This window comes from Aeromonas sp. 11P, assembly GCF_051920165.1.
GTDB lineage: Bacteria > Pseudomonadota > Gammaproteobacteria > Enterobacterales > Aeromonadaceae > Aeromonas > Aeromonas veronii.
In genome coordinates this window covers 2,550,001-2,567,546 of the sequence record NZ_JBQBDJ010000004.1, presented here as the reverse complement: position 1 = coordinate 2,567,546, position 17,546 = coordinate 2,550,001, and the positions used below count along the sequence as shown (strand labels likewise).

The following is a 17,546-nucleotide window of genomic DNA, read 5'->3' as shown; positions in this document are numbered from 1 at the left end:
CAATGGCTAAACTTTCCAAGCGTATGCGCGTTATTCGCGAAAAAGTTGACGGTACCAAAGAGTACTCCATCAACGAAGCCATTGCCCTGCTGAAAGAACTGGCTACCGCCAAGTTCGTTGAAAGCGTTGACGTTTCTGTCAACCTGGGTATCGACGCTCGTAAATCTGACCAGAACGTACGTGGTGCTACTGTACTGCCGCACGGTACCGGTCGTGATGTACGCGTTGCCGTATTTACTCAAGGTGCCAACGCCGAAGCAGCCAAAGCTGCCGGTGCTGACCTGGTAGGTATGGATGACCTGGCCGATCTGGTTAAGAAAGGCGAGATGAACTTCGACGTAGTTATCGCATCCCCGGATGCCATGCGCGTTGTTGGTCAACTGGGTCAAATCCTGGGCCCGCGCGGCCTGATGCCGAACCCGAAAGTTGGTACTGTAACTCCTAACGTTGCCGAAGCTGTCAAGAACGCCAAGGCTGGTCAGGTTCGTTACCGTAACGACAAGAATGGTATCATCCATACCACTCTGGGTAAGGTTTCTTTCAACGAAGTTCAGCTGAAAGAAAACTTGGAAGCTCTGCTGGTTGCCCTGAAAAAAGGCAAGCCCTCTTCCGCCAAAGGTCAATTCATCAAGAAAGTCAGCATCTCCACCACCATGGGTGCCGGTGTTGCCGTAGACCAAGCTTCTCTGGAAGCTCAGGCCTAATTGATGGGTTTTACAAGGCGCAAAATTTAATCTATAATTTTGCGCCTTGATTGGTTGGGGGTTTCGACCTCCGTCCAAGACCGCAGGAGGCTGCAAAGCCTTAATGTTTCCTGCGTAGACGGTGCCGGAAACCCAGCGAGAAAGATTCTTTCTCTTCTGGAATCCTGCTACCGCATCGTTCCCCTCTGTTGTAAAGGTAGGGGGGATGTGTCAGTACTGGGTCAATAGACCCGGATTCAATCCAGGAGTTAAGCCAATGGCATTGGGACTCGAAGACAAAAAGGCAATTGTTGCTGAAGTCAACGAAGCTGCCAAAGGCGCTCTTTCTGCAGTTGTTGCCGATTCTCGCGGTGTAACTGTAGACAAGATGACCGTCCTGCGTAAAACCGCTCGTGAAGCAGGTGTGTACATGCGCGTTGTGCGTAACACCCTGCTGCGTCGCGCGGTAGAAGGTACCGAATACGAGTGCCTGAACGACGCATTTACCGGTCCTACCTTGATTGCTTTCTCTAACGAACACCCGGGCGCTGCTGCTCGTCTGTTCAAAGAGTTTGCCAAAGCGAACCAAAAGTTCGAAATCAAGGCTGGCGCTTTTAACGGTGAGTTTATCGCCGCAGCACAAATTGATCGTCTGGCCACGCTGCCGACTTACGAAGAAGCAATTGCGAAGTTGATGGCGACTATGAAAGAAGCCTCTGCTGGCAAGCTGGTTCGTACTATCGCTGCTGTTCGCGACCAGAAACAAGCTGCTGCTTGATTCTCGCCTATTTAGGCTGTTTGAGTTTATTCAACATCAGGAATTTTTGTCATGTCTATCACTAAAGACCAAATCATCGAAGCCGTTGCTTCCATGTCCGTAATGGAAGTTGTTGAGCTGATCGAAGCTATGGAAGAGAAGTTCGGTGTTTCTGCCGCTGCTGCCGTAATGGCTGGCCCGGCTGCTGCTGAAGCAGTAGAAGAGAAGACCGAGTTCGACGTAGTTCTGACTGCTGCTGGCGCCAACAAAGTTGCCGTTATCAAAGCCGTTCGTGGCGCTACCGGTCTGGGCCTGAAAGAAGCCAAAGATCTGGTAGAAGCTGCTCCGGCTAACCTGAAGGAAGGCGTGTCCAAGGACGAAGCTGAAGCTCTGAAGAAAGAGCTGGAAGCTGCCGGTGCTTCTGTTGAGATCAAATAATCTGCATTTATGTAGATTAGCCTGATAAAACAGGCTAGGGCTGGTGAATTTTTGTTCACCAGCCTTTTTGCGCTGTAGACTGAGAGCATTTCACACCGTTTACGACTCTCGGTGCACCAGCAATCCGGACTGTCTTCTTTCGTCCGGGCCAACACAAAACGGTGTTGAGACAGAGCTGTCCCGCGGGACAGAGTGGGTCACTTATCAGCGAGCTGAGGAACCCTATGGTTTACTCTTATACCGAAAAAAAACGCATTCGTAAGGACTTCGGTAAGCGAGACCAGGTACTGGACACGCCTTATCTGTTGTCCATTCAGCTGGACTCCTTCAAGCAGTTCATCGAGGCTGACCCGGAAGGTGAATATGGCCTAGAGGCCGCTTTCCGTAGCGTTTTCCCGATCACCAGTTACTCCGGTAGTGCTGAGCTTCAGTATGTCAGCTATCGCCTGGGTGAGCCGGTATTTGACGTAAAAGAATGCCAGATCCGTGGAGTGACCTACTCCGCGCCGCTGCGTGTCAAGCTTCGTATGGTTCTGTACGACCGTGAAGCAGCTGCCGGCACCGTCAAAGACATCAAGGAACAAGAAGTATACATGGGCGAAATTCCGCTCATGACCGAGAACGGCACCTTTGTTATCAATGGTACCGAGCGGGTTATCGTCTCCCAGCTGCACCGCAGCCCGGGCGTCTTCTTCGACCACGATAAAGGCAAAACTCATTCATCCGGTAAGGTACTGTATAACGCTCGCGTTATCCCCTACCGTGGCTCCTGGCTGGACTTCGAGTTTGATGCGAAAGACAACCTGTTTGTCCGTATCGACCGTCGTCGCAAACTGCCAGCATCCATTATTCTGCGCGCCCTGGACTTCACTTCCGAACAAATCCTGGCCACCTTCTTCGAGACCATCGGTTTTGAAGTAAAAGATGGCAAGTTGATGATGGATCTGGTGCCGGAGCGTCTGCGTGGTGAAACTGCGACCTTTGACATCGTGGCCAATGGCGCCGTGGTGGTTGAGACCGGTCGTCGTGTGACTGCGCGTCACATCCGTCAGTTGGAAAAAGACGCCGTTACCCAGATTGAGGTTCCGGTTGAGTATGTTGTTGGCAAAGTTGCTGCCAAGGACTACGCACATCCGCAAACTGGCGAGATGGTCGTGACCGCCAACCAGGCACTGAGCCTGGAAGCGATCGCCAACCTGTCCCAAGCCGGCTTCAAGCATTTCGAGGTTCTGTTCACCAACGAACTGGATCACGGTGCTTACATGTCCGAGACCCTGCGTGTCGACTCCAGCTCCAACCGTTTGGAAGCGCTGGTCGAGATCTATCGCATGATGCGTCCGGGCGAGCCGCCTACTCGCGAAGCTGCAGAACAGCTGTTCGAAAACCTGTTCTTCTCCGCCGAGCGTTACGACCTGTCTACCGTAGGTCGGATGAAGTTCAACCGCCGTCTGGGTCGTGAAGACGAGACTGGCGCTGGTGTACTGACCAAAGACGACATCGTCGATGTGATGAAGCGCCTGATCGACATCCGTAACGGTAACGACGAAGTGGACGATATCGACCACTTGGGTAACCGTCGTATCCGTTCTGTCGGTGAAATGGCTGAAAACCAGTTCCGCGTCGGTCTGGTGCGTGTCGAGCGTGCGGTCAAGGAGCGTCTCTCCTTGGGCGACCTGGACACCCTGATGCCGCAGGATCTGATCAACGCCAAGCCGATCTCCGCCGCAGTCAAAGAGTTCTTTGGTTCCAGCCAGCTGTCCCAGTTTATGGACCAGAACAACCCGCTCTCCGAAGTGACCCACAAGCGTCGTATTTCCGCGCTGGGCCCGGGCGGTTTGACTCGTGAGCGTGCCGGCTTTGAAGTCCGAGACGTACACCCGACTCACTACGGTCGTCTGTGCCCTATCGAGACTCCTGAAGGTCCGAACATCGGTCTGATCAACTCTCTGTCCGTGTACTCTCGTACCAACGAGTACGGTTTCCTCGAGACCCCGTACCGTAAGGTCATTGACGGTGTGATCACCGACGAAGTGGACTACCTGTCTGCTATTGAAGAAGGCAAGTACGTGATCGCACAGGCTAACGCCGCGACCACCGAAGATGGCCGTCTGAAAGATGAATTGATCCCGTGCCGTCACAAAGGTGAATCCACCTTTATGAACGCCGACCAGATCCAGTATATGGACGTGAGCCCGCAGCAGATCGTATCTGTGGCAGCCGCTCTGATCCCGTTCCTGGAACACGATGACGCGAACCGCGCATTGATGGGTTCAAACATGCAACGTCAGGCTGTACCGACTCTGCGTGCTGACAAGCCGCTGGTAGGTACCGGTATGGAACGCGCTGTGGCCGTTGACTCCGGTGTAACCGTAGTGGCCAAGCGTGGCGGCGTAATCGACTATGTCGATGCCTCCCGTATCGTCCTGAAGGTCAATGAAGATGAGCTGATGCCAGGCGAAGCCGGTATCGACATCTACAACCTGACCAAATACACCCGTTCCAACCAGAACACCTGTATCAACCAGCGTCCTTGCGTGATGTTGGGTGAGCCGGTCATGGCTGGCGACGTACTGGCTGACGGCCCGTCCACCGATCTGGGTGAACTGGCGCTGGGTCAGAACATGCGCGTCGCGTTCATGCCGTGGAACGGTTACAACTTCGAAGACTCGATCCTGGTGAACGAGCGTGTTGTTCAGGAAGATCGCCTGACCACCATCCATATCCAGGAACTGGCCTGTATCTCCCGTGACACCAAGCTGGGTCCGGAAGAGATCACTGCTGACATCCCGAACGTGGGTGAAGCCGCTCTGTCCAAGCTGGACGAGTCCGGTATCGTCTACGTGGGTGCCGAAGTGAAGGGCGGCGACATTCTGGTTGGTAAGGTAACGCCGAAAGGTGAAACCCAGCTGACGCCGGAAGAGAAGCTGCTGCGCGCCATCTTCGGTGAGAAGGCGTCCGATGTGAAGGACTCCTCCCTGCGTGTGCCGAACGGTGTGTACGGTACCGTGGTTGACGTGCAAGTCTTTACCCGCGATGGCGTGGAAAAAGACAAGCGCGCCAAAGAAATCGAAGAGATGCAGTTGAAGGAAGCGAAGAAGGACTTGACCGAAGAGTTCAAGATCCTGGAAGACGGCATTTTCGGCCGCTCCCGCAACCTGCTGCTGGCCGCCGGTTACAGCGAAGATCGTCTGAACAAGCTCGATCGCTCCAAGTGGTTTGAACTGGCCATCGAAGACGAAGGCAAGCAGACCGAACTGGAACAGATCGCTGAACAGCACGTTGAGCTGAAAGCCGAGTTCGACAAGAAATTCGAGAACAAGCGTCGCAAGATTATCCAGGGTGATGATCTGGCGCCGGGCGTACTGAAAATCGTCAAGGTTTATCTGGCAGTCAAGCGTCGCATCCAGCCGGGTGACAAGATGGCGGGCCGTCACGGTAACAAGGGTGTTATCTCCAAGATCTGTCCGGTCGAGGATATGCCTCATGACGAGTTCGGCCGTCCGGTCGACATCGTACTGAACCCGCTGGGCGTACCATCCCGTATGAACATCGGTCAGATCCTCGAAGTGCACCTGGGCCTTGCGGCCAAGGGTATCGGCGAGAAGATCGATCGCATGGTCAAAGAGCAGCGCGAGCTGCACGAGATGCGCAACTTCCTGCAACAGGTCTATGACCTGGGCGAGAAGGACACCCAGCAAGTGAACATCGCCGAACTGTCTGATGACGACGTACGTACCCTGGTGGGTAACCTGCGTAAGGGTCTGCCGGTTGCTACTCCAGTGTTTGATGGTGCCAAAGAGCGCGAAATCAAAGCCCTGCTGAAGCTGGCCGATCTGCCGGAATCCGGTCAGATTGATCTGTTCGATGGCCGTACCGGTAACCGCTTCGAGCGTAAAGTAACCGTTGGTTACATGTACATGCTCAAGCTGAACCACTTGGTCGACGACAAGATGCACGCGCGTTCTACCGGTTCTTACAGCCTGGTTACCCAGCAGCCGCTGGGTGGTAAGGCTCAGTTCGGTGGTCAGCGTTTCGGTGAGATGGAAGTGTGGGCCCTGGAGGCTTACGGTGCGGCATATACCCTGCAGGAAATGCTGACCGTCAAGTCTGACGATGTGAATGGCCGTACCAAGATGTATAAGAACATCGTGGATGGCGACCACCGTATGGAGCCGGGCATGCCCGAATCCTTCAACGTATTGCTGAAGGAAATCCGCTCTCTGGGTATCAACATCGAGCTGGACGAAGAGTAAGAGCTCGCTCTTATTGTTCGAGAATTGACGTGGGCGCCCCGCTGTTTTGGCAGCCGGGGCGCCGAGGTTAGACTCCTGACAGGGGAAACACGTGAAAGACTTACTCAAGTTTTTGAAGGCTCAGACCAAGACCGAAGAGTTTGACAGTATCAAGATCGGTCTGGCCTCTCCTGACATGATCCGCTCCTGGTCATTCGGTGAGGTCAAAAAGCCTGAGACCATCAACTACCGGACTTTCAAGCCGGAGCGTGATGGTCTGTTCTGCGCCCGTATCTTCGGACCGGTGAAGGACTACGAGTGTCTGTGCGGCAAGTACAAGCGCCTGAAACACCGTGGTGTGATCTGTGAGAAGTGCGGCGTTGAAGTGACCCAGACCAAGGTCCGTCGTGAGCGTATGGGCCACATCGAGCTGGCCAGCCCGACTGCCCACATCTGGTTCCTGAAGTCCCTGCCGTCCCGTATCGGTCTGCTGCTGGACATGACCCTGCGCGACATCGAGCGTGTGCTCTACTTCGAATCTTTCGTCGTAATCGAGCCGGGCATGACCAACCTCGAACGCAGCCAGATGCTCTCTGAAGAGCAGTACCTGGATGCGCTGGAAGAGTGGGGCGACGAATTTGACGCCAAGATGGGTGCCGAAGCAATCCTGGCATTGCTGCGCGCTATCGATCTGGAAGGTGAAGTCAAAACCATGCGTGAGGAGCTGGATCAAACCAACTCCGAGACCAAGCGCAAGAAGACCACCAAGCGTCTGAAGCTGATGGAAGCTTTCCTGCAGTCCGGCAACAAGCCGGAGTGGATGATCATGACAGTGCTGCCTGTGCTGCCGCCGGACCTGCGTCCGCTGGTACCGCTGGACGGCGGCCGTTTCGCGACTTCCGATCTGAACGATCTGTACCGTCGCGTGATCAACCGTAACAACCGCTTGAAGCGTCTGCTGGATCTGGCTGCTCCGGACATCATCGTGCGCAACGAAAAGCGTATGCTGCAAGAGTCCGTCGATGCCCTGCTGGATAACGGCCGTCGCGGTCGTGCCATCACCGGTTCCAACAAGCGCCCGCTGAAATCCCTGGCCGACATGATCAAGGGTAAGCAGGGTCGTTTCCGTCAGAACCTGCTCGGTAAGCGTGTCGACTACTCCGGTCGTTCCGTTATCACCGTAGGCCCGACTCTGCGTCTGCATCAGTGCGGTCTGCCGAAGAAGATGGCTCTGGAACTGTTCAAGCCGTTCATCTATGGCAAGCTGGAAACCCGCGGTCTGGCGACCACTATCAAGGCCGCCAAGAAAATGGTGGAGCGCGAGGAAGCTGTCGTTTGGGATATCCTGGACGAAGTGATCCGCGAACACCCGGTTCTGCTGAACCGTGCACCGACTCTGCACCGTCTGGGTATCCAGGCATTCGAACCGACTCTGGTCGAAGGCAAGGCAATCCAGCTGCACCCGCTGGTTTGTGCTGCGTATAACGCGGACTTCGATGGTGACCAGATGGCGGTCCACGTACCGCTGACCCTGGAAGCCCAGCTGGAAGCGCGTGCGCTGATGATGTCTACCAACAACATCCTGTCGCCTGCCTCCGGTGAGCCGATCATCGTTCCTTCTCAGGACGTGGTCTTGGGTCTGTACTACATGACCCGTGCCCGTATCAACGCCAAAGGCGAAGGTATGGTGCTGGCTGGCCCGAAAGAAGCCGAGAAAGTATATCGCGCCGGTCTGGCCGATCTGCATGCTCGTGTGAAAGTACGCATTACCGAATACCTGCGTCAGGAAGACGGTTCTCTGCGTGAACACACCGAGATGAAGAACACCACCGTTGGTCGTGCGATCCTGAGCCTGATCCTGCCGAAAGGTATGGAATACGCCCTGATCGACGAGCCGAAGGTGCTGACTGCTGCAGAACAGGCTGATCTGGATGCCAATCCGCAGAACTGGATCAAGTGCGTATCCAACAAGGCGCTGGGCAAAAAGCTCATCTCCCGTCTGCTGAACACCTGCTATCGCAAGCAGGGTCTGAAGGACACCGTTATCTTCGCTGACCAGCTGATGTATACCGGTTTCCACTACGCGGCCCTGTCCGGTGCTTCCGTTGGTATCGATGACATGGTCATCCCGGATGCCAAGAAAGACATCATTGCAGCAGCCGAAGCCGAAGTTGCCGAGATCCAGGACCAGTTCCTGTCTGGTCTGGTAACTGCGGGCGAGCGTTACAACAAGGTTATCGATATCTGGGCCAGCGCCAACGAGCGCGTCTCCAAGGCCATGATGGAGAACTTGTCCAAAGAGCGTAACGTCAACTCGCTGGGTGAAGAAGAAGAGCAGGCCTCGTTCAACAGCATCTTTATGATGGCCGACTCTGGTGCGCGTGGTTCCGCCGCCCAGATCCGTCAGCTGGCCGGTATGCGTGGCCTGATGGCCAAGCCGGATGGCTCCATCATCGAGACCCCGATCATCGCGAACTTCCGCGAAGGTCTGAACGTACTGCAGTACTTTATCTCTACCCACGGTGCTCGTAAGGGTCTGGCGGATACCGCACTGAAGACTGCGAACTCCGGTTACCTGACTCGTCGTCTGGTAGACGTGGCGCAGGACATGGTGATCACCGAGGACGATTGCGGTACTACCGACGGTCTGTGGATGACTCCGCTGATCGAGGGTGGCGACGTGGTCGAGCCGCTGCGTGAGCGCGTGCTGGGTCGTGTGGTGGCAGAAGATGTCATCAAGCCGGGTACCGAGGACGAGATCCTGGTTGCTCGCAACACCCTGCTCGACGAGCAGCTGTGTGACCTGCTGGAGCGCAACTCCGTTGACCGTGTGAAGGTACGTTCTGCCATCACCTGTGAAACTGACTTCGGTAACTGTGCTCACTGCTACGGCCGTGATCTGGCCCGTGGTCACCTGGTTAACAAGGGTGAGGCTGTCGGTGTTATCGCCGCCCAGTCCATCGGTGAACCGGGTACCCAGCTGACGATGCGTACTTTCCACATCGGTGGTGCTGCATCTCGTGCCGCTGCTGAAAGCAGCATCCAGGTCAAGAACACCGGTACCATCAAGCTGCAGAACGCCAAGTTCGTTCACAACAGCGATGACAAACTGGTTATCACCTCACGCTCTACCGAACTGACCATCATGGACGACATGGGCCGTACCAAGGAAAGCCACAAGCTGCCTTACGGTGCCGTGCTGGAAGTGAAGGACGGCCAGGCCGTGAGCGCTGGCGAGACCGTTGCCAACTGGGATCCGCACACCCACCCGATCATCACCGAAGTGGCAGGTCGCCTGCAGTTCGAACACATGATCGATGGCGTGACTATCACTCGTCAGACCGACGAGCTGACCGGTCTCTCTTCTATCGTTGTTCTGGATGTCAACGAGCGTCCGAGCGCCGGTAAAGAGATGCGTCCGACCGTTAAACTGGTCGACCTGAACGGCAAAGACGTGATGATCCCGGGTACCGATGTAGCCGCCCAGTACTTCCTGCCGGGCAAGGCGATCGTGAACCTGGAAGATGGTGCCAACGTGGGCGTGGGTGACGCGGTAGCGCGTATCCCGCAAGAGTCTGGCGGTACCAAGGACATCACCGGTGGTCTGCCGCGCGTTGCGGATCTGTTTGAAGCACGTCAACCGAAGGAACCGGCAATTCTGGCCGAGATCTCCGGTACCATCTCCTTCGGGAAAGAGACCAAGGGCAAACGCCGTTTGGTCATCACTCCGACCGATGGTGGCAACGTCTACGAAGAGATGATTCCGAAGTGGCGTAACCTGAACGTGTTCGAAGGTGAAAAAGTTGAGAAGGGTGAAGTGCTGGCGGACGGTCCTGAGTCTGCTCACGACATCCTGCGTCTGCGCGGTATCAGCCCGGTCGCCAACTACATCGCCAACGAAGTGCAAGACGTTTACCGTCTGCAAGGCGTTAAGATCAACGACAAGCACATCGAAGTCATCGTTCGTCAGATGCTGCGCAAGTGCGAGATCCTGAGCGCTGGCGATACCGATCTGATCGAAGGCGAACAGGTTGAAGTTGCTCGTGTGAAGATTGCCAACCGTAAGCTGGTTGCCGAGGGCAAGACCCCTGCGACCTACCGTCATGTACTGATGGGTATTACCAAGGCATCTCTGAGCACCGAGTCCTTCATCTCCGCGGCTTCCTTCCAGGAAACCACTCGCGTTCTGACCGAAGCCGCCGTAGGTGGCAAGCGTGATGAACTGCGTGGTCTGAAAGAGAACGTCATCGTGGGTCGTCTGATCCCGGCTGGCACCGGCTTTGCCTACCACCATAGCCGGATCAACCAGCGTGCTGCCGCAGCTCGTGCTGTTGGTACCCCGCAGGTGACCGCTGATGAAGCGGAGCAGAACCTGGCGGATCTGCTGAACGCAGCCGGTAGCTTCGACGAAGAGTAACTCGTCATCCGTGATTGAAAAGGGCTCCTTCAAGGAGCCCTTTTTGTTGGCCAATTCCTCGGCAAAGGTAGACGCAGCGCGTGTTTCAGGATGATCCAGAGCAAAGTTGTAGAGTAAAAAATCAAAAAAAGTTGACTTTACTCCCCTGCAATTTAAAACTCGGGAAAGTTGAATGGTTATTACAGGGGTAGAACATGACTGTCGGTATCGAGGAAGCCATGCTTCCCGAAGAACAGCTGATCAGCCGCACTTTTACAGATGAAGACAGGGAATTGTTGCGCTCATACGATGGGCTCATCGATGGCTTGGCCGAGCTGTTTGGCAAGCATTGTGAAGTGGTACTCCACTCCCTGGAAAATCTGCACGAGTCGGTGATCAAGATCGCCAATGGTTTCAATACCGGACGCACCCTCGGGGCGCCTATCACCGATCTCGCCCTGCGCATGCTCAAGGATATCGAGAGCACTGGCCAGGATTACACCCAGAGCTATTTCGCTCGCAGCCGTACCGGCGCGCTGATGAAGTCGAGCACCATCGCCATTCGCAACAGCGAGCGGCAAGTAGTGGGGCTGATCTGCATCAACCTGCACATCAATGCGCCTTTCCACGAGTTCGTGGCCGAATTTTTCCCGACGCCCCAGCAGGCGGCGCGTCAGTCACCAGAGACCTTCGCCAACAGCGTGGAAGAGCTGGTTGCCCAGACGGTGGATAACACCATCGACGAGATCAACCGCGATCCCACCGTGGCCAACAATGCCAAGAACCGCTTCATCGTGACCCAGCTGTTCGAGAAGGGCATTTTCGACATCAAGGATTCGATCAATCTGGTGGCGGACAAACTCAATATTTCAAAACATACCGTTTATCTTTACATCCGACAGCGCAAGCAGGGTGAAGACGAGAACGAGTAACTCATTCCAGAAGGGGATAGATGAATGGCTAAAGAAGTGATTGCAACCGACAAGGCGCCTGCCGCGATTGGTCCGTATGTTCAGGCTACCAAGGTTGGCGAGATGATCTTCACCTCCGGGCAGATCCCGCTCGATCCTGCCACCATGGAGATCGTGGCCGGCGGCATCGAAGAGCAGGCCGAGCGGGTGATGAAGAATCTGGTCGCCGTGTTGCAAGCTGCGGGTGCTGATGCCAGCAAAGTGGTAAAAACCACCTGCTTCCTGAGCGACATGAACAACTTCGTTGCCTTCAACCAGGTCTATGCCCGCTACTTTGGCGATGCGGCGCCAGCCCGCTCCTGCGTGGAGGTGGCTCGTCTGCCGAAAGATGTGCTGGTCGAGGTCGAGGCGATTGCCCATCTCTGATCAACAGATCGAATCAAGCCCCTCCTGGCAGGGGCTTTTTTGTTTTTGGCGTAAAATGGACCGGGTCAGCACAGGAGTCCTGCTATGAGTCTGAGTTTTGCCATCCTGGTCACGGGGCCTGCCTATGGCACCCAATCAGCCAGCACCGCCTATCGTTTTGCCCGCACCCTGTTGGCACAGGGGCATACCTTGTCCCACCTGTTCTTCTATCAGGACGGGGTCTGCAACGGCAACGGTCTGCATCTGCCTGCATCCGATGAGACCGACCTGGTGCGTCTGTGGCGAGAGCTGGCAGAAGATCAGGGGATCCGTATCGACGTCTGCGTCGCCGCCGCCATGCGACGCGGTGTGCTCGATGAGCAGGAAGCCAAGGGGGCAGGGCAGGTGCACTTCAATCTGCAACCGCCATTTTGTCTGAGCGGTCTGGGCCAGTTGGCCGAGGCGGCGCTCACCGCCGATCGGCTGGTTCAGTTCTAGGGGGAGTCATGAGCAAGAAAATCGCCTTTATCTGCAGTCGTGGCCCCCATGGTCATGCCGCCGGCCGGGAAGGGTTGGATGCCTTGTTGGCCACCTCTGCCATGACCGATGAGCTGGCCCTCTTCCTGATTGGGGACGGCGTGCTGCAACTGCTCAAGGATCAGCAACCTGCTGCCATTTTGCAGCGCCACTACGCGCCCACCTTCAAAATGCTGGAACTCTACGACATTGAAGAGGTCTATGTTTGTGCTGACTCGCTGGCAGAGCGTGGCGTGACAGTGGATGAGCTGCTGATCCCCGTCGAGAGTCTGCCGCGCCAGGAACTGGCTCGGCGCTGGGCACAGTGTTCGACTCACATCAGCTTTTGAGGTCTCCATGTTGCATCTGATATTGAACTCCCCCTTTCAGAGTCAGGCTCTGGCAGAGGCGCTCTCATACCTTCAGCCCGAGGATGAGCTGGTACTGATGCAGGATGCCGTGATTGCGGCATCGGCTCCCCAGTGGAGCGAGCGGCTGGCGGGTATCCCGCTGTATGTGATGCAGGAAGATCTGCAAGCTCGCGGATTGCAGCATCGGGTGGGCAATGTGCTCGATATGGCGGGTCTGGTGGCACTGATTGCGCAAAAAGGTTCCCCGCGCACCTGGGGTGGTTGAGAAGCATATTTTCAAGAAAATTCAAGGTGATGTCGTGAAATCAAACGGATCCGAATTGCCCTTTTGTGACGCAAATTGTATAAATCTTGACTCCCCAGACAACAGGGCATAAAATTTCGCGTCCCCGTATCTGCGGGGAGGATTTTCCACACGTTTATGAAGTCATTATCAGGAGCCTTTTGATGGCAACTATTAACCAGTTGGTTCGCAAGCCACGCATCAAGCTCGTTGTGAAAAGCAACGTGCCGGCGCTGGAAGCGTGCCCTCAGAAGCGTGGCGTATGCACTCGTGTATATACCACCACCCCGAAGAAGCCTAACTCTGCACTGCGTAAAGTGTGCCGTGTACGTCTGACCAACGGCTTCGAAGTCACCTCCTACATCGGTGGTGAAGGTCACAACCTGCAAGAGCACTCTGTTGTTCTGATCCGTGGCGGTCGTGTAAAAGACTTGCCAGGTGTTCGTTATCACACCGTTCGTGGTGCGTTGGACTGTGCCGGTGTTAAAGACCGTAAGCAGGCTCGCTCCAAGTATGGCGTGAAGCGTCCTAAAGCTTAATGGTTCTCCGTTAAGTAAGGCCAAACGTTAATTCGTTTCTAGTTAGATAGCTTTCTAGTTTTGGGTAATCCCTGAAGTTACGGAGAATTTGAAATGCCAAGACGTCGTGTTGTTGGTCAGCGTAAAATCCTGCCAGATCCCAAGTTCGGATCAGAGCTGCTGGCTAAATTTGTCAACGTAGTAATGGTTGACGGTAAGAAATCTGTTGCAGAAGCCATTGTATATGGCGCCCTGGACATCATTGCCACCAAATCTGGCAAAGAGCACCTGGCCGTATTCGAAGAAGCTCTGGATAACATTCGTCCGGCGGTCGAGGTTAAATCTCGTCGCGTCGGTGGTGCAACCTATCAGGTGCCGGTAGAAGTTCGTCCGGTACGTCGCAATGCCCTGGCAATGCGCTGGTTGGTTGATGCCGCTCGTAAACGTGGTGAAAAATCAATGGCTCAGCGTCTGGCTGGCGAGCTGCTGGATGCCGCTGACAATAAGGGTTCGTCTGTCAAGAAACGTGAAGACGTTCACCGTATGGCTGAAGCGAACAAAGCCTTCGCTCACTTCCGCTGGTAATCCGCTTGCGCAGGGTCTTTTGACTCTGCGCACCTTTAATTATCTAGGGACAAGCGCCTTAGTAAGAGGATGACAATGGCTCGTACAACCCCCATTGAGCGTTATCGTAACATCGGTATCTCCGCTCACATTGACGCCGGTAAGACTACTACTACCGAGCGCGTACTGTTTTACACCGGTGTAAGTCACAAGATCGGTGAAGTTCACGATGGCGCTGCCACCATGGACTGGATGGAACAGGAACAAGAGCGTGGTATCACCATCACCTCCGCCGCGACCACCGCTTTCTGGTCCGGTATGGGTAAACAGTTCCAACCGCACCGTATCAACATCATCGATACCCCGGGCCACGTTGACTTTACTATCGAAGTAGAGCGTTCAATGCGTGTTCTGGACGGTGCCGTGATGGTGTACTGTGCCGTAGGTGGCGTACAGCCACAGTCTGAAACCGTATGGCGTCAGGCTAACAAGTACAAGGTTCCCCGTATCGCGTTCGTCAACAAGATGGACCGTACCGGCGCCAACTTCCTGCGCTGCGTTGAGCACATCAAGACCCGTCTGAAAGGTACTCCGGTTCCCCTTCAGCTGAACATCGGCGCCGAAGAGAACTTCAAGGGCGTTGTTGACCTGGTCAAGATGAAGGCCATCAACTGGAATGAAGCTGATCAGGGCGTATCCTTCGATTACGAAGACGTCCCGGCCGAGTTGCTGGAACAGGCGCAAGAAATGCGCATGAATCTGGTTGAAGCCGCTGCTGAAGCGTCTGAAGACCTGATGGAAAAATACTTGGGCGGCGAAGAGCTGACCGAGGAAGAGATCAAAGGTGCTCTGCGTCAGCGCGTGCTGAACAACGAAATCATCCTGGTAACCTGTGGCTCCGCGTTCAAGAACAAGGGCGTACAGGCCATGCTGGATGCCGTGATCGAGTACCTGCCGGCTCCGACCGACGTTGCTGCTATCGACGGCCTGAAAATGGACGGCGAGACCAAAGACGAGCGTCACGCTTCTGATGACGAGCCGTTCTCTGCTCTGGCGTTCAAGATCGCTACCGACCCGTTCGTTGGTAACCTGACCTTCTTCCGTGTCTACTCTGGCGTGATCAACTCCGGTGACACCGTGCTGAACTCCGTCAAGGACAAGCGCGAGCGTTTTGGCCGTATCGTTCAGATGCACGCCAACAAGCGTGAAGAGATCAAAGAAGTACGCGCTGGTGACATCGCTGCTGCAATCGGTCTGAAAGACGTGACCACTGGTGACACCCTGTGTGACCCGAACGCACCGATCATCCTCGAGCGTATGGAATTCCCGGAGCCGGTAATTTCTATCGCGGTTGAGCCGAAAACCAAGGCTGACCAAGAGAAGATGGGTCTGGCACTGGGCCGTCTGGCTCAGGAAGATCCGTCCTTCCGCGTATGGACTGACGAAGAGTCAGGTCAAACCATCATCGCTGGTATGGGTGAGCTGCACCTGGACATCATCGTTGACCGTATGCGTCGCGAGTTCAAGGTTGAAGCCAACGTAGGTAAGCCGCAGGTTGCCTACCGTGAAACCATCCGTACCACCGTTAAAGACATCGAAGGCAAGCATGCCAAGCAGTCTGGTGGTCGCGGTCAGTACGGTCATGTTGTTATCGACATGTACCCGCTGGAAGAAGGCAAAGCCTACGAATTCGTCAACGACATCAAAGGTGGTGTCATTCCTGGTGAATTCATCCCGGGTGTTGATAAAGGTATCCGTGAGCAGCTCAAATCTGGTCCGCTGGCTGGTTACCCGGTTATGGATCTGGGTGTGCGTCTGCACTTCGGTTCTTACCACGATGTCGACTCTTCCGAACTGGCGTTCAAAATCGCTGCTTCCATGGCCTTTAAGGCTGGCTTCATGAAAGCCAACCCGGTTCTGCTCGAACCGATCATGAAAGTAGAAGTTGAAACTCCGGAAGATTACATGGGCGACGTTATCGGTGACCTGAACCGTCGTCGTGGCCTGATCGAAGGTATGGAAGATGGCCCGTCCGGCAAGATCGTACGTGCTCTGGTGCCGCTGGCCGAAATGTTCGGTTATGCAACTGCACTGCGTTCCGCTACCCAAGGTCGTGCTTCCTACGCTATGGAATTCGCCAAGTATCACGATGCACCGACCAACGTTGCACAAGCCGTGATCGAAGAGCGCAAATCCAAGTAATTTAAGATTCCCCGCCTACGACGGTAGGCGGGTTTAACCTAGAAGGACTACGTCGTGTCTAAAGAAAAATTTGAGCGTAATAAACCGCACGTAAACGTCGGCACCATCGGCCACGTTGACCACGGTAAAACCACCCTGACTGCAGCTATCACCAACGTGCTGGCCAAGCACTTCGGTGGTAAAGCTTTCGCCTTCGACCAGATCGACAAGGCACCGGAAGAGCGTGAGCGTGGTATCACCATCAACACCTCCCACGTAGAATACGACACCGCTACCCGTCACTACGCTCACGTAGATTGCCCGGGTCACGCCGACTACGTTAAAAACATGATCACCGGTGCTGCCCAGATGGACGGCGCGATCCTGGTAGTAGCAGCGACTGACGGCCCGATGCCGCAGACTCGTGAGCACATCCTGCTGGGTCGTCAGGTTGGTATCCCGTACATGATCGTGTTCATGAACAAGTGTGACATGGTTGATGACGAAGAGCTGCTCGAACTGGTTGAAATGGAAGTTCGTGAACTGCTGACCGAGTACGACTTCCCGGGTGATGACCTGCCGGTAGTTCGTGGTTCCGCACTGAAAGCGCTGGAAGGCGAAGCTCAGTGGGAAGAGAAGATCATCGAGCTGGCTGGCCACCTGGATACCTACATCCCGGAGCCGGAGCGCGCGATTGACCAGCCGTTCCTGATGCCTATCGAAGACGTATTCTCTATCGCTGGCCGTGGTACTGTAGTTACCGGTCGTGTAGAGCGCGGTATCGTTAAAGTAGGTGAGACTGTAGAAATCGTTGGTATCAAAGATACCGTTTCTACCACCTGTACCGGTGTTGAAATGTTCCGTAAGCTGCTGGACGAAGGTCGTGCAGGCGAGAACATCGGCGCGCTGCTGCGTGGTGTTAAGCGTGAAGACGTAGAGCGTGGTCAGGTACTGGCCAAGCCGGGTTCTATCAAGCCGCACACCAAGTTCGAATCTGAAGTGTACGTACTGTCCAAAGAAGAAGGTGGTCGTCATACCCCGTTCTTCAAAGGCTACCGTCCGCAGTTCTACTTCCGTACTACCGACGTGACCGGTACCATCGAACTGCCGGAAGGCGTAGAGATGGTAATGCCGGGCGACAACATCAAAATGGTTGTTACCCTGATTGCCCCGATCGCGATGGACGACGGCCTGCGTTTCGCTATCCGTGAAGGTGGCCGTACCGTAGGTGCCGGTGTTGTAGCTAGCGTAATCGCCTAATCGATTCGTTATATACAAACATGAAAAGGGG

Annotated in this window: 14 protein-coding genes; all 14 read left to right on the top strand. The window is 55.1% G+C overall.

The features are described 5' to 3' along the window. Nucleotides 1-2 precede the first annotated feature (2 nt). The 14 genes from rplA (at nt 3) to tuf (ending at nt 17,515) form a co-directional block, all read left to right on the top strand. Nucleotides 3-704, top strand: coding sequence for a 50S ribosomal protein L1 (rplA, locus tag ACTG1P_RS11785; RefSeq protein ID WP_440001350.1), 702 nt, complete (start codon nt 3-5; stop codon nt 702-704). Between the two features lie 256 nt (nt 705-960). Next, nucleotides 961-1,461 (top strand): 50S ribosomal protein L10, encoded by a 501-nt coding sequence (rplJ, locus tag ACTG1P_RS11780; protein WP_005339895.1) that lies wholly within the window; start codon nt 961-963, stop codon nt 1,459-1,461. Between the two features lie 51 nt (nt 1,462-1,512). Continuing rightward, nucleotides 1,513-1,878, top strand: a complete 366-nt coding sequence (gene rplL, locus ACTG1P_RS11775) for a 50S ribosomal protein L7/L12 (RefSeq protein WP_005306304.1) — start codon at nt 1,513-1,515, stop codon at nt 1,876-1,878. Nucleotides 1,879-2,102: 224 nt separating this feature from the next. Next, a complete protein-coding gene (gene rpoB, locus ACTG1P_RS11770; RefSeq protein WP_005339897.1) occupies nt 2,103-6,131 on the top strand; it encodes a DNA-directed RNA polymerase subunit beta in 4,029 nt (1,342 codons plus the stop codon). 91 nt (nt 6,132-6,222) lie between these two features. Continuing rightward, nucleotides 6,223-10,527, top strand: a complete 4,305-nt coding sequence (gene rpoC / locus ACTG1P_RS11765; protein ID WP_440001349.1) for a DNA-directed RNA polymerase subunit beta' — start codon at nt 6,223-6,225, stop codon at nt 10,525-10,527. Between the two features lie 194 nt (nt 10,528-10,721). Beyond that, complete coding sequence (locus ACTG1P_RS11760) at nt 10,722-11,438, top strand: helix-turn-helix transcriptional regulator (protein WP_005339902.1); 717 nt, start codon at nt 10,722-10,724, stop codon at nt 11,436-11,438. Between the two features lie 24 nt (nt 11,439-11,462). Then, nucleotides 11,463-11,843: a RidA family protein gene (locus tag ACTG1P_RS11755; protein WP_019446597.1), complete on the top strand. Its 381-nt coding sequence runs from the start codon at nt 11,463-11,465 to the stop codon at nt 11,841-11,843. A gap of 84 nt (nt 11,844-11,927) precedes the next feature. Then, complete coding sequence (gene tusD, locus ACTG1P_RS11750) at nt 11,928-12,320, top strand: sulfurtransferase complex subunit TusD (protein ID WP_440001348.1); 393 nt, start codon at nt 11,928-11,930, stop codon at nt 12,318-12,320. Between the two features lie 8 nt (nt 12,321-12,328). Further along, nucleotides 12,329-12,688, top strand: a complete 360-nt coding sequence (gene tusC, locus ACTG1P_RS11745; protein WP_440001347.1) for a sulfurtransferase complex subunit TusC — start codon at nt 12,329-12,331, stop codon at nt 12,686-12,688. A 7-nt stretch (nt 12,689-12,695) separates the two neighbouring features. Further along, nucleotides 12,696-12,974: a sulfurtransferase complex subunit TusB gene (tusB, locus tag ACTG1P_RS11740; protein WP_040067657.1), complete on the top strand. Its 279-nt coding sequence runs from the start codon at nt 12,696-12,698 to the stop codon at nt 12,972-12,974. A 182-nt stretch (nt 12,975-13,156) separates the two neighbouring features. Then, complete coding sequence (rpsL, locus tag ACTG1P_RS11735; RefSeq protein ID WP_005306278.1) at nt 13,157-13,531, top strand: 30S ribosomal protein S12; 375 nt, start codon at nt 13,157-13,159, stop codon at nt 13,529-13,531. Between the two features lie 93 nt (nt 13,532-13,624). Next, nucleotides 13,625-14,095, top strand: a complete 471-nt coding sequence (rpsG, locus tag ACTG1P_RS11730) for a 30S ribosomal protein S7 (RefSeq protein ID WP_005339911.1) — start codon at nt 13,625-13,627, stop codon at nt 14,093-14,095. Nucleotides 14,096-14,170: 75 nt separating this feature from the next. Further along, nucleotides 14,171-16,276, top strand: coding sequence for an elongation factor G (gene fusA, locus ACTG1P_RS11725; RefSeq protein ID WP_005339913.1), 2,106 nt, complete (start codon nt 14,171-14,173; stop codon nt 16,274-16,276). Nucleotides 16,277-16,330: 54 nt separating this feature from the next. Next, entirely contained in the window at nt 16,331-17,515 is a 1,185-nt protein-coding gene (tuf, locus tag ACTG1P_RS11720; protein WP_139412139.1) for an elongation factor Tu, read from the top strand. Nucleotides 17,516-17,546 lie beyond the last annotated feature (31 nt).

What these genes read in the sequence shown, in the direction of transcription:
- rpoB (WP_005339897.1), top strand. Translation starts at nt 2,103, where the DNA reads ATGGTTTACTCTTATACCGAAAAAAAACGCATTCGTAAGGACTTCGGT.
- rpsL (WP_005306278.1), top strand. Translation starts at nt 13,157, where the DNA reads ATGGCAACTATTAACCAGTTGGTTCGCAAGCCACGCATCAAGCTCGTT.
- ACTG1P_RS11760 (WP_005339902.1), top strand. Translation starts at nt 10,722, where the DNA reads ATGACTGTCGGTATCGAGGAAGCCATGCTTCCCGAAGAACAGCTGATC.
- tusB (WP_040067657.1), top strand. Translation starts at nt 12,696, where the DNA reads ATGTTGCATCTGATATTGAACTCCCCCTTTCAGAGTCAGGCTCTGGCA.
- tusC (WP_440001347.1), top strand. Translation starts at nt 12,329, where the DNA reads ATGAGCAAGAAAATCGCCTTTATCTGCAGTCGTGGCCCCCATGGTCAT.
- rpsG (WP_005339911.1), top strand. Translation starts at nt 13,625, where the DNA reads ATGCCAAGACGTCGTGTTGTTGGTCAGCGTAAAATCCTGCCAGATCCC.
- fusA (WP_005339913.1), top strand. Translation starts at nt 14,171, where the DNA reads ATGGCTCGTACAACCCCCATTGAGCGTTATCGTAACATCGGTATCTCC.
- rplA (WP_440001350.1), top strand. Translation starts at nt 3, where the DNA reads ATGGCTAAACTTTCCAAGCGTATGCGCGTTATTCGCGAAAAAGTTGAC.
- rplJ (WP_005339895.1), top strand. Translation starts at nt 961, where the DNA reads ATGGCATTGGGACTCGAAGACAAAAAGGCAATTGTTGCTGAAGTCAAC.
- rplL (WP_005306304.1), top strand. Translation starts at nt 1,513, where the DNA reads ATGTCTATCACTAAAGACCAAATCATCGAAGCCGTTGCTTCCATGTCC.
- ACTG1P_RS11755 (WP_019446597.1), top strand. Translation starts at nt 11,463, where the DNA reads ATGGCTAAAGAAGTGATTGCAACCGACAAGGCGCCTGCCGCGATTGGT.
- tusD (WP_440001348.1), top strand. Translation starts at nt 11,928, where the DNA reads ATGAGTCTGAGTTTTGCCATCCTGGTCACGGGGCCTGCCTATGGCACC.